This is a genomic window from Herbaspirillum sp. GCM10030257 (genome assembly GCF_042666555.1).
Classification (GTDB): domain Bacteria; phylum Pseudomonadota; class Gammaproteobacteria; order Burkholderiales; family Burkholderiaceae_D; genus Noviherbaspirillum.
Window position 1 is genome coordinate 24974 of sequence record NZ_JBHTDH010000036.1, and the last position, 11014, is coordinate 35987.

General features: G+C 53.3%; 12 protein-coding genes. 9 read left to right on the forward strand and 3 right to left on the reverse strand.

Annotated features, from left to right (window positions below; translation table 11 throughout):
- Positions 1-45 precede the first annotated feature (45 nt).
- Positions 46-1104, forward strand: a complete 1059-nt coding sequence (pyrC, locus tag ACFQUU_RS26215; RefSeq protein WP_382251105.1) for a dihydroorotase — start codon at positions 46-48, stop codon at positions 1102-1104.
- A gap of 249 nt (positions 1105-1353) precedes the next feature.
- Positions 1354-2154, forward strand: a complete 801-nt coding sequence (locus tag ACFQUU_RS26220; RefSeq protein ID WP_382251106.1) for a DUF3025 domain-containing protein — start codon at positions 1354-1356, stop codon at positions 2152-2154.
- A gap of 172 nt (positions 2155-2326) precedes the next feature.
- Here the strand turns inward: ACFQUU_RS26220 and ACFQUU_RS26225 are convergent, their stop codons facing one another.
- Both ACFQUU_RS26225 and ACFQUU_RS26230 read right to left on the reverse strand, forming a co-directional pair.
- On the reverse strand, positions 2327-3355 hold the full coding sequence (locus ACFQUU_RS26225) for a porin (protein ID WP_382251108.1): 1029 nt from the start codon (positions 3353-3355) through the stop codon (positions 2327-2329).
- 418 nt (positions 3356-3773) lie between these two features.
- Positions 3774-4778: a porin gene (locus ACFQUU_RS26230; RefSeq protein WP_382251109.1), complete on the reverse strand. Its 1005-nt coding sequence runs from the start codon at positions 4776-4778 to the stop codon at positions 3774-3776.
- A gap of 422 nt (positions 4779-5200) precedes the next feature.
- Between ACFQUU_RS26230 and coq7 the strand changes: the two genes are divergently transcribed.
- Complete coding sequence (coq7, locus tag ACFQUU_RS26235; RefSeq protein WP_382251110.1) at positions 5201-5827, forward strand: 2-polyprenyl-3-methyl-6-methoxy-1,4-benzoquinone monooxygenase; 627 nt, start codon at positions 5201-5203, stop codon at positions 5825-5827.
- Positions 5828-5889: 62 nt separating this feature from the next.
- Here coq7 and ACFQUU_RS26240 read toward each other — a convergent pair whose 3' ends face one another.
- Positions 5890-6333 (reverse strand): OsmC family protein, encoded by a 444-nt coding sequence (locus ACFQUU_RS26240; protein ID WP_382251113.1) that lies wholly within the window; start codon positions 6331-6333, stop codon positions 5890-5892.
- A 618-nt stretch (positions 6334-6951) separates the two neighbouring features.
- Here ACFQUU_RS26240 and rplM point away from each other — a divergent pair.
- The 6 genes from rplM (at position 6952) to erpA (ending at position 10615) form a co-directional block, all read left to right on the forward strand.
- Positions 6952-7380: a 50S ribosomal protein L13 gene (gene rplM, locus ACFQUU_RS26245; RefSeq protein WP_057290750.1), complete on the forward strand. Its 429-nt coding sequence runs from the start codon at positions 6952-6954 to the stop codon at positions 7378-7380.
- 9 nt (positions 7381-7389) lie between these two features.
- Positions 7390-7782 carry a 30S ribosomal protein S9 gene (gene rpsI / locus ACFQUU_RS26250; RefSeq protein ID WP_057290749.1) on the forward strand — a complete coding sequence of 131 codons (393 nt, stop codon included), beginning with the start codon at positions 7390-7392 and terminating at the stop codon, positions 7780-7782.
- A gap of 183 nt (positions 7783-7965) precedes the next feature.
- Positions 7966-9009, forward strand: a complete 1044-nt coding sequence (gene argC / locus ACFQUU_RS26255) for an N-acetyl-gamma-glutamyl-phosphate reductase (protein WP_382251114.1) — start codon at positions 7966-7968, stop codon at positions 9007-9009.
- A gap of 59 nt (positions 9010-9068) precedes the next feature.
- Positions 9069-9782, forward strand: coding sequence for a DUF6776 family protein (locus tag ACFQUU_RS26260; RefSeq protein WP_382251115.1), 714 nt, complete (start codon positions 9069-9071; stop codon positions 9780-9782).
- A 12-nt stretch (positions 9783-9794) separates the two neighbouring features.
- Positions 9795-10184 (forward strand): polymer-forming cytoskeletal protein, encoded by a 390-nt coding sequence (locus tag ACFQUU_RS26265; RefSeq protein WP_057290746.1) that lies wholly within the window; start codon positions 9795-9797, stop codon positions 10182-10184.
- A 56-nt stretch (positions 10185-10240) separates the two neighbouring features.
- Complete coding sequence (gene erpA, locus ACFQUU_RS26270; protein WP_057290745.1) at positions 10241-10615, forward strand: iron-sulfur cluster insertion protein ErpA; 375 nt, start codon at positions 10241-10243, stop codon at positions 10613-10615.
- Positions 10616-11014 lie beyond the last annotated feature (399 nt).

The window sequence follows — 11014 nt, forward strand, 5'->3', positions numbered from 1 at the left end:
TTGCCTCAGGCGGGTAAAATAGCGCCGTATCAAGAAAGAGCCAACATGCCTACTTCCCAAACCCAATCCTCTGTTTCCAGCATCACGCTGACACGCCCCGACGACTGGCACTTGCATTTGCGCGATGGCGCCACCTTGGCCAGTGTCTTGCCACATACCGCGCGCCAGTTTGCCCGTGCGATCGTGATGCCCAATCTCAAGCCACCGGTCACCACAACGGCCCAGGCCGCTGCCTACCGCGAGCGTATCCTCACTGCACTACCGGCCGGCATGCATTTCGAACCGCTGATGACGCTTTATCTAACCGACAACACGCCGCCAGATGAAATCCGGCGTGCCAAGGAAAGCGGCTTTATTCACGCGGTGAAACTTTATCCTGCTGGTGCGACCACCAATTCCGACGCCGGTGTCACTGCGTTAAATAAATGCTACAAGACGCTGGAGGTCATGCAGGAAGTTGGCATGCCGTTTCTTGTGCATGGTGAGGTGACTGATACCGATATCGACCTGTTTGATCGTGAGGCCGTGTTCATAGACCGCGTTTTGGAACCTTTGCGCAGAGACATGCCGGCATTGAAAGTTGTGTTTGAGCACATCACAACGCGCGAAGCTGCGCAGTACGTGACCCAGGCAGATGGCCCGCTTGGTGCCACCATCACTGCCCATCACTTGCTCTATAACCGCAATGAGATTTTCAAAGGCGGTATCCGTCCGCATTACTACTGTCTGCCGGTTCTTAAGCGCGAAGAACATCGCCAAGCCTTGGTCAAGGCTGCGACATCCGGCGATACCCGCTTTTTCCTCGGTACCGATTCCGCACCCCATCCCAAAGGACTGAAGGAGCACGCCTGCGGGTGCGCGGGTTGCTATACGGCCCTGCATGCGATGGAGTTATATGCCCATGCATTCGATCAGGTCGGTGCACTTGACAAGCTTGAGGCATTCGCCAGCTTTAATGGGCCGGCGTTTTACCAGCTTCCGCGTAACAGCGGCACGGTGACGCTGCAGCGTGAGACCTGGACGCTCCCAGCGGAGCTACCCATGGGAGAGACGACGGTCGTGCCCCTGAATGGTGGTGAAGCAATTCACTGGAAACTTGTCTGATTGTTAGTTAAGACGCGTCTGCCGGTGGTCGTTTGGAGAGGATCCCGACGATGACCGGACAGGCGTGATCCTAGAGCGGTTTCATATTGATGTACTGTCGCCTCGGGCCGCCTTGACGCGCCGGGCGGCGTTGCTTATCGCTTGTGTGGCCCGCCACACGGCGCTCCGCGCGCCTTGCCCTGCACGCCAAATCGACCCGCTTCTCCGCACACCAATATGAAACCGCTCTAGGTAATGATAAACGCAGACATGTTTGACACAATTGATTGGACCAAGCCATGGCTCGCTCCACTGCGGTTGGTAGCCGACTCCGTTCTACATGCTGCCGACTGGCTGGGTGCGCTCAATGATGCAACGAATACCCTTGGTTTGCATAACCATCGTGGCATGCCAATCCGATTTGTTCCTCAGGCCGAACTCCCGCCCGGGACGGCTTATGAAGCCTTCATCAGCGCCACGGGGAGGGTGCCTACGCGCGAAAATCTCCATGATTTCTTCAATGCGCTGGTCTGGCTCAGTTTTCCAAAAACCAAAATTCAACTCAATGCTCTGCAATCGGCAGCGCTCGAAGCATCACGGCAGTCTAATCTAACAAACCAGTCCAGACGTGGTCCGGTAAGAGATGCCGCGACGATATTTGACGAGAATGCCGCGCTACTCGTCAGCAGAGACGTCGCCCTTGTGGAAAGTCTGCGTACACATGCTTGGCAACATGCATGGCTGGCACACCGCGACGACTTTATCAGGGACTGCGAGGTCTGGCTGTTTGGCCATGCCTTGATGGAAAAACTGGTCAAGCCGTTTAAATCCATCACGGCACATGCGTGGGTACTGATTGTAGACGACGCCTACTTTGAGATGCATGGGGAGGCCAAGCGCCGTTGGCTGGACGCAGCCGTTGCGCAATCATTGGCTGGAGGGCTCAAAACAGCCGATTTCAGCCCGCTGCCGGTGCTTGGGGTTCCAGGATGGTGGGATAGACAGGATGAAGCGTTCTATGGCGATACGACTGTCTTCAGGCCAAAACGGCAGAATGACCGTTCCAATTAATCCGAAGTCAACCTTGGCTTAACGGGTTTATTACCTGCAAAGTGATCAGCTATATCGCGGATTTCGGTTTGAAAGAGTAAATCTTGTTGATGCCACACACAAAAAAAGGCACCCGAAGGTGCCTTTTTCGTACTGCATAGTCAAATCACAGCGGACTTAAGCCCGCGAGCGATTAGAACTTGTGACGGATACCAACGTTAACCCAGTTGATGTCGTTGCCAGCTGCAACGCCTGTGGGCAGGCCGAGAGTCGAACTGCCGTCGTTGCGGATGGTCGAGTACGATGTGTACAGGTTTGTACGCTTCGACAGGTTGTGTGTGTAGCCAATTGCGTACATGTCAGCATCTGCACCGCCCAGGCCAGCCAAACGCTGGTCATGACGTGTCCAGGATGCCATCACGTTGCCTGCGCCACCGATCGGTGCGCTCACGCCCAGCATGTAGTCACGGTCACGGATTGCACGTGTACCAACAGCGTTGTCGCCGCGGTTGTCAGCAAATGCGCCGTGCAGCTTGACTACGCGGAAATCAAACACGCCACCGATGAAAGCGGTGCTAGCATCAGCCTGGCTGCCGACTGTCGGGGAGTTTGCAGTGTGGTATGCGCCAACAACGGTCAGCGGGCCGTTTGCATAACCCAGCGACGCGCCGATCTGACGGCCAGCGGAGTTTTCACCAGCGACTTCACCGAAACCGTAAGCAACTTGACCGGAGATCGGACCAGCTGTCAGGGAGTAGTTGATGGTGTTGTCCATACGGATGCCGTACGGATTGAAGACTGCGGAGATACCGCTGCCGTCACCGACGATACCTGTACCGAACGGGTCGATTGTGTCGTGTGCAATAAAGATCGGAGTGTATTGACGACCGAACTTAACAGCGCCGAAACCGCCGCTCAGACCAACGAACGCCTGACGACCGAACAGACGGCCACCTTGTGCGCTAGTGCCAGTGTCAATGTTGTAGCCGCTTTCCAGAGTGAAGATTGCGGACAGGCCGCCACCGAGGTCTTCGCTGCCCTTGAAACCGAGGCGGCTGCCGGACTGGATGCCGCTGTCCAGGCCCCAACGAGCTTCGGTTGCGGATGTGTCGATGCGCTGGATACCAACGTCAGCAATACCGTAGATGGTGACATTAGTTTGGGCAGATGCTGCACCAGCGAATGCACCCAGAACTGCGAGCGCGAGAAGCGATTTTTTCATTGAATAATCCCCAAAGGTTTATCGAGCTAAATTTTTAGTAGTGCGTTCGGCAAGGCCACTAGTGCAATACGCCCCTGCCAGAAAGCTATGCCCCTTAATTATTTAATCAAGAAGCCGATGGTTATTTCATCAAATATCGGCGCTCAGGACAAAGGGAATTTAGGTTTTGGCATTTTTATTCCCAATTTTGTGGTGACTATGCAACGAAATGCGGCCTAAAAGCGACGCAGGCTCACTGTGATGCACCAAATTTGTGCGTTTGAGCGTCGGCACAGCATGTTTCTTAAAAGGCAAAAATGACGCTCTGAAGCAGTAGACCATCAAGCGTTGTGTACAGAAAAAAAGCTCACCCTGAGGGTGAGCTTTTCAATTGAAGCACGAGATCGGACGGATTTAGAAAAGCCGTCCGGCCGCTTGCTTAGAACAGGTGGTTGATACCAACCGACACGCCGGACTGACGATCTTCCGGAGCCGCTACGCGCAGATTGCCACGCAGTTTAGCGGTGTCAAACTCTGCGTACAGGTTGGTGCGCTTGGAGAAAGCGTAGGTTGCTGCCACCATGTGCAGATCCTTCTTGCCGTCAAACGCCGGGGTACCGGAGTTACGGGTCTGATAGTAAGCGTAGGTCAGTTCAACTGCCGGTGTGATGGCATAGTTGATACCAGCCCAGCCCCAGCGAGTCTTGTTCTGTGCTGTTGTGGCAGCCAGATCCTGCTCTTGCTGAGCGTAGCCGACTGTAACGCGAGCCGGACCGAATTTGTAGCCTGCGCCCAAAGTCCAATGGTCGTTGTCAAATGTAGCGATGTCACGACGTGTGAATGCGCCGCCAACGCTCAGAGGACCAGCGTTGTAGCTTGCGCCGATCGCTGTGGAGGAGTTGGTGCTGTTGCTGCCAACTGTCTCGCCGAGTGCGTATTCAGCACGTGCGGTGATCGGGCCAAATGTACCGATGTACTGGATATCGTTGTTGTAGCGAGTGCCTGCAGTCGCTGGAACAGCGGATGCGATGCCAGGATACTTATAGCTGAACGGATCGTAGGAAGCGATCGTCTTAAACGCGACAGTGTACTGACGACCGAAGTCAAGCGAACCCCATGCGCCACCCAGACCAACAGCAGCGGTACGCTGGAACAGCTGATTATTTGCGTTGTCGAGTGCGCCTGTGCCGGTGTTGAAGCCGGTTTCCAATGTGAAGTGAGCATTCAAACCGCCGCCCAGGTCTTCAACGCCTTTGAAGCCGATACGGTTGGAGTTGTAGGTGCCGTTGGAACCCATTGTGGTGCGGCTGTCGCCGGCAGCGTTGACATTGGTGACGTGGCGGACACCGCCGTCGAACGAACCGTAGATCTGAACGCTAGTTTGTGCAGAAGCTGCACCTGCAAATGCACCCAGAACTGCCAGGGCGAGAAGCGACTTTTTCATTAATAAATCTCCAAGGGTTGGCGTGCTAAAATTTTTTTGAATTGCCTTTGTTTCCCTCAGCGTGGTCACTAGTGGTAGCGTCCCCGCCGAAACCTCCGACCATCTGATCAAGAAGTTAATGGTGATTTCATCAAATGTGAGAGGTTTCGGCAAAGAGAATTTGGTATTAGGCATGACTAGCCGCCGTTTATGTGGCTTTCGAACAACAAAAATTTCCGTATGGTTGCGGTTTTGGCAATGATGGATTCGAGTAGTGGTGAAATAAAGCAACGTTTAACACAATAATAATTTTGCGCCTCAGAAGCTTCAAACGGAATTCTGTGTTTTTGACATGGAAATATAAAAGTTGGTTGTAGTTAAATTTTCCGTATTTCATGTCATTTGGTCGGTAACGGTTATCTAGTAATAATTTAGGAGTTGGAATGAAGCGTTTGGATGAAGTAGTGGTCGGACTGGATAAAATATTGCGCGTTGTCGCTGGAGTGGCGTCCTCATCGCGCCGCAACCCGGCGGCCAAGATAGGAGATGTTGAACTTGACAATGCCGAGCGCCGCCACAGTGCTGGCTTGATGCGGGTAAACCATGTTGGTGAAGTCTGCGCCCAAGCCCTATATGATTCTCAGGCACATTTCGCCAAAAGTGAATTCCTGAAGGAGCAATTTAGGCAGGCGGGGCGCGAGGAAGAGGACCATCTGGCTTGGACATCCGAGCGGCTGCGTGAACTCGGATCGAGAACCAGTCTATTGAATCCGCTATGGTATGCAGGTTCCTATGCAATCGGTGCGATAGCGGCCAAACTCGGAGATGCGAAGAGTCTAGGTTTTGTGGTCGAAACTGAACGGCAAGTGGAGGCGCATCTAGTGGCGCACCTGACGACGCTGCCTGCGAACGATCTCAAGTCCCGCGCCATTGTCGAGCAGATGCGAGTCGATGAAGTCACGCACGGTGCTAACGCCCAGGCATTAGGCGCGGCCAGCATGCCGGCGCCACTCCGTGGCGCGATGAAGGCAATGGCGAAGGTCATGACCACTACTGCCTACTACATATAAATAAGAAGAAGGCGGGCAGGGCACCTGGAAAGACAGAGCACCCCTGGCGTTGGACTTCGTCCTTATTCTGATGGAGCGTCCGCCAAGTCTTCTACAATCTCGAAAGAGTGGGTTATTTCAGCTGTCTTTTCCAGCATGATCGAAGCTGAGCAATACTTCTCGTGCGAGAGTTTGATTGCGCGTTCCACCATATTCGGTTTCAGGTTACGACCGCGTACGGTGAAGTGGAAATGAATTTTGGTGAAAACTTTCGGATCCTTTTCAGCCCGTTCGGACTTCAGGGTGACATCGCAACCGCGAATGTCTTGCTGGCTCTTGCGCAAGATCAGCACTACATCGTAAGCAGTACAGCCGCCGGTGCCGGCAAGTACAACTTCCATCGGACGGGGAGCAAGATTGCGTCCGCCACCTTCAGGCGCTCCATCCATTGCGACCACATGACCGGAACCTGTCTCCGCTAAAAAAGTCATCCCGGAGAGGCCGGTCCACCGTACCGTGCATTCCATTTGTTATCTCGTTCAAAAAAGAAGCAATTATTGTAACTGGTTTCGAAGCGCCGATTGGATGGCAGGACAGGGTAGGCGGCGCAAGTAGGGAGAATTCGAAAAAGGGGGGAATATGGAGGTACTTCAGGCGGTGCATCACATTGCGGATCGAATGACCATATTGTGAAAAATCATAAGCTTTTGAAAACAAATGAATTTTTATCAAATCTCGTTAAAAATGTCCGCGGCCTCAGGTCTTTTTCTTGCATTGCACAATAAGACGGACTATACTTTTCTTGCTGGTTGTTAAGGTTTGTCTGACTTCAACCAATCGATTGTCTCCTCCACCCTCCTCCTTTGGTGTGGATTTAAGCCCGAAACATTGTTTCGGGCTTTTTTTCGGCTATTAACCGCCCGCTATGCTGTCGAAGCATCAAATTAATGATCACAGCGGTATGCAATACCGCTCATTTTGAAGAGAATCCACACCCTACGTCGATAAGGTTTGACGCCAAGTCTTTGAAAAGGCTATACTTTCAGGCTTTCCGTTCGCTCAGGAAAAGACAACAAGGAAGAGTCCGCCGGTTACAAAGAGCGGAACCGCCAATTTGAGCGAGTTAATTTATTTAGGACATCATCATGAAGACCTTTTCCGCTAAAGCCCATGAGGTACAGCGCGACTGGTTCGTGATTGACGCAACGGACAAAGTCCTCGGACGTGTTGCCAGCGAAGTGGCACTCCGACTGCGCGGCAAGCACAAACCTGAGTTCACTCCCCACGTCGACACGGGCGATTTCATCGTCGTCATCAACGCAGGCAAACTGCGTGTGACCGGTAACAAGGCGCTGGATAAGACTTATTACCGTCACTCGACCTATCCGGGCGGTATCTACGAAACCAACTTCCTGAAAATGCAACAGCGTTTTCCGGGTCGTGCGCTGGAAAAGGCCGTCAAGGGCATGTTGCCCAAGGGTCCGCTTGGCTACGCCATGATCAAGAAGCTGAAAGTGTATGCCGACGGCACACATCCGCACGCTGCTCAGCAACCCAAAGCACTCGAAATCTAAGGAACGGACATGATCGGTAACTACAACTACGGAACCGGCCGTCGCAAGAGTGCAGTGGCTCGTGTTTTCATTAAATCCGGCAGCGGCAACATCGTTGTCAACGGCAAGCCGGCTGCGGAATACTTTTCGCGTGAAACTGGTCTGATGGTCATTCGTCAACCTCTGGAACTGACCGGCAATGTCGAGCGTTTCGACATCATGGTCAATGTCCATGGCGGCGGTGAGTCCGGCCAGGCTGGTGCGGTTCGCCACGGCATCACCCGTGCGCTGATCGACTACGATGCAGGCCTGAAGGGCGAACTGTCTAAGGCAGGTTTCGTCACTCGTGATGCACGTGAAGTTGAGCGTAAGAAAGTCGGTCTGCGTAAAGCACGCCGCGCAAAACAGTTCTCCAAGCGCTAATCTGCGTTTTCAGAGCACCGAAAAGCCGCCAGGTTTGCGCCTGGCGGCTTTTTGTTTTTGGCGGCCGGTTCGTGGGCTATTCAGTTCGCGTCTCGGTGCCAGAACTGGTCAATGCATACGGTCGCGCACTGTTAAAATTTCGGAATTATTCAATCTATTCAACCTCCTCAGCAAGGTAAGAACATGATCAAGATCGGTATCGTCGGCGGCACGGGTTATACAGGCGTGGAGCTGCTGCGTCTTCTGGCAGCGCATCCTCAGGTGCAGCTCACTGCGATTACCTCACGCAAGGAAGACGGGATGCCGGTCGCCGACATGTATCCGTCGCTCCGAGGTGTGGTGTCCCTCGCGTTTAGTTCGCCGGACAAGGCGAATCTGACTGAATGCGATGTCGTCTTTTTTGCTACGCCACACGGTGTCGCGATGGCACAAGCGCGCGAACTGCTTGCCGCCGGCGTGAAGGTCATCGACCTCGCTGCAGACTTTCGCATCAAGGACACTGCTGTATTTGAAAAGTGGTACGGCATGCCGCATTCCTGTCCTGACATTCTGGAAGAGGCCGTCTATGGCTTGCCGGAAGTGAATCGAGACGCAATCCGAAGCGCTCGTATCATTGGCTTGCCGGGGTGCTATCCGACGTCGATGCAGCTCGGTTATGCACCGCTGCTGGCACAGGGAAAACCGCTGGTTAATGAAGCCATGCTGATCGCCGACTGCAAATCTGGGGTATCGGGGGCCGGACGCAAAGCCGAGGTTCATACGTTGCTTGCTGAAGCGTCGGATAACTTCAAGGCATATGGCGTCAAGGGGCATCGCCACCTTCCGGAAACCACGCAAGGCTTGCAGGCGATTGCCGGACGCAAAGTCGGCCTTACGTTCGTGCCGCATCTTGTACCAATGATCCGTGGCATTCATTCGACGCTATACGCACATATCCTTCCGGAGGCGCGTGATATTGACTTTCAGGCGTTGTATGAAAACCACTTCAAGGGTGAAACATTTGTTGATGTCATGCCGCCTGGCAGCCATCCAGAAACCCGCTCGGTACGCGCATCCAACAAGCTTCGTGTAGCGGTCCACCGGCCGGACGGGGGTGATTTGCTGGTCATCCTTGTCGTTGAGGACAATCTCGTCAAGGGCGCCGCTGGTCAAGGCGTGCAGTGCATGAATATTATGTTTGGCCTTGAAGAATCCACTGGATTGATGCACATTCCAGTATTGCCGTAAGCGAATATTTAAGTTTCATGACCCAGACTACTTCTTCTTTCGGTTCGATGAAGCACAGGATGTCACGTCGTCGTGCATTATCGTCGCCGAAGTTGACGATCCGTGCGGAATTACCATGGCCAGTCCGGGCGCTTCTCGTGCTGGCGATCGGTGTGCTCGGTGCCGTAGCCATGTGGACTTACGATACCGGTCGCGGCCTGCCCGGCATTAATCCTGACAATGCGCGCGCTCAGGTTGCCAGATACAAAAGCCAGGTGGAAGCGCTTACTACGGAGCGAAACGAGCTTTCTGCGGCTGCCAACGCCGCCGAAAGTCAACTCAATATTGAGCGTTCAGCACAAAAGCAGCTCGTTGCACAGATTAAGATGCTCGAATCGGAAAATGTCAGGCTCAAGGAAGACCTCGCATTTTTCGATAGTTTGTTGCCGAATGCGACCGGACCGCAGGGAATTACCATTCGCCGGTTGAAGATTGATCAAATCGCGCCGAACCAACTGCGTTATCGTTTGCTGGTCATGCAAGGGGGCAAGGGTGATCAGTTGTTTGCCGGAAATCTTCAGCTAATGGTTCCAACGCTGCAGGCCGGCAAGAATGTTATGATGACTTTCCCCGACGGCAACGTAACAGAGCAGGACAAATTCAAGCTCAGCTTCAGGTATTACCAGCGCGTTGAAGGTGTTCTCACCCTGCCCGAAGGCGCAAGCACCAAGCAGGTCCAGGCGCGTGTGCTGGAAAGAGGTCAGGTACGGACACAGCTATCAGCAAGTTTGTAAAGGAGAGCCAACATGTTAGGCCGTAAGACAAAAGGCACGATTGACAGTCTGATTGGAATTTCGACCAACATTCAAGGTGACGTGCACTTTCAGGGCGGTTTGCGCATTGACGGGCACGTCAAGGGCAATGTAATCGCCGATGGTGACGAGCCCAGCATGCTGGTCATTTCCGAGCATGCCAAGGTGGAAGGCGAAGTGCGCGTGGCGCATCTGGTGGTCAATGGCGAGATCGTTGGGCCGGTTCATTCTTCAGAACTGCTTGAATTGCAGCCTCGCGCCCGCATAACTGGAGATGTGTATTACAAAGCGCTGGAAATGCATGGTGGTGCGCTGGTGTCTGGAAAACTGGCCCATGATCAGGTTGGGGAACCGGTACTCAAGCTGGCACTGTCAAATACCTGAATTTCCTCAAGCGACTATAATCAAGCATTGTCCTTTGCTTTGCCAGGAGCCACCACATGAATGCAGTAGCCGAAATGACCGAGAACGCCGTGGCAGAAATGCCGGCACCGATTGTCTTCACTGATAGTGCCGCCGCGAAAGTTGCTCAATTGATCGAGGAAGAAGGCAACCCTGACCTGAAACTTCGCGTGTTCGTTCAGGGGGGCGGTTGCTCGGGTTTCCAGTATGGTTTTACGTTTGACGAAATCGTCAACGAAGACGACACCACGATGACCAAGAATGGTGTCCAGCTGCTGATTGACTCAATGAGTTACCAGTATCTGGTCGGAGCGGAAATCGATTACAAGGATGACCTCGAAGGCGCACAGTTTGTCATCAAGAACCCGAATGCGACAACGACCTGTGGTTGCGGATCGTCGTTCTCTGCATAAGCTGTTTGCCCGATATTAGGTTATTGAAATCCAACACGGACCGTGTTGGATTCAACGATAAAAGCGCAGGGAATCCTGCGCTTTTTTAATATCCGTGCCTGTCGCTTGAAGCGAATTCCATATTGATGTGGTTTCGCTTATAGCTGGCTGGGGTGACATGCAGGCAGCATACTGATGTTTGATATTGCTTGCGTCACTTGGTTTTGCGGCACTTTTCACACCTTGCAGACGGTCTCATCAACCTGCTTTTCGTACACCAGGTTGAAATCCTCTAGAGCATTTTCACGTTGACTAGCCATAGCCGGCGTGTCGGATATACCGCTCACACTCATCTGGAGCGAAGTCGTCCATTAATTCCCCAATGATCGACCAGAGCTCCTCGATGGTGCGTTTGGCCGC

What these genes read in the sequence shown, in the direction of transcription:
- pyrC (WP_382251105.1), top strand. Translation starts at nt 46, where the DNA reads ATGCCTACTTCCCAAACCCAATCCTCTGTTTCCAGCATCACGCTGACA.
- ACFQUU_RS26220 (WP_382251106.1), top strand. Translation starts at nt 1,354, where the DNA reads ATGTTTGACACAATTGATTGGACCAAGCCATGGCTCGCTCCACTGCGG.
- ACFQUU_RS26225 (WP_382251108.1), bottom strand. Translation starts at nt 3,355, where the DNA reads ATGAAAAAATCGCTTCTCGCGCTCGCAGTTCTGGGTGCATTCGCTGGT.
- ACFQUU_RS26230 (WP_382251109.1), bottom strand. Translation starts at nt 4,778, where the DNA reads ATGAAAAAGTCGCTTCTCGCCCTGGCAGTTCTGGGTGCATTTGCAGGT.
- coq7 (WP_382251110.1), top strand. Translation starts at nt 5,201, where the DNA reads ATGAAGCGTTTGGATGAAGTAGTGGTCGGACTGGATAAAATATTGCGC.
- ACFQUU_RS26240 (WP_382251113.1), bottom strand. Translation starts at nt 6,333, where the DNA reads ATGGAATGCACGGTACGGTGGACCGGCCTCTCCGGGATGACTTTTTTA.
- rplM (WP_057290750.1), top strand. Translation starts at nt 6,952, where the DNA reads ATGAAGACCTTTTCCGCTAAAGCCCATGAGGTACAGCGCGACTGGTTC.
- rpsI (WP_057290749.1), top strand. Translation starts at nt 7,390, where the DNA reads ATGATCGGTAACTACAACTACGGAACCGGCCGTCGCAAGAGTGCAGTG.
- argC (WP_382251114.1), top strand. Translation starts at nt 7,966, where the DNA reads ATGATCAAGATCGGTATCGTCGGCGGCACGGGTTATACAGGCGTGGAG.
- ACFQUU_RS26260 (WP_382251115.1), top strand. Translation starts at nt 9,069, where the DNA reads ATGTCACGTCGTCGTGCATTATCGTCGCCGAAGTTGACGATCCGTGCG.
- ACFQUU_RS26265 (WP_057290746.1), top strand. Translation starts at nt 9,795, where the DNA reads ATGTTAGGCCGTAAGACAAAAGGCACGATTGACAGTCTGATTGGAATT.
- erpA (WP_057290745.1), top strand. Translation starts at nt 10,241, where the DNA reads ATGAATGCAGTAGCCGAAATGACCGAGAACGCCGTGGCAGAAATGCCG.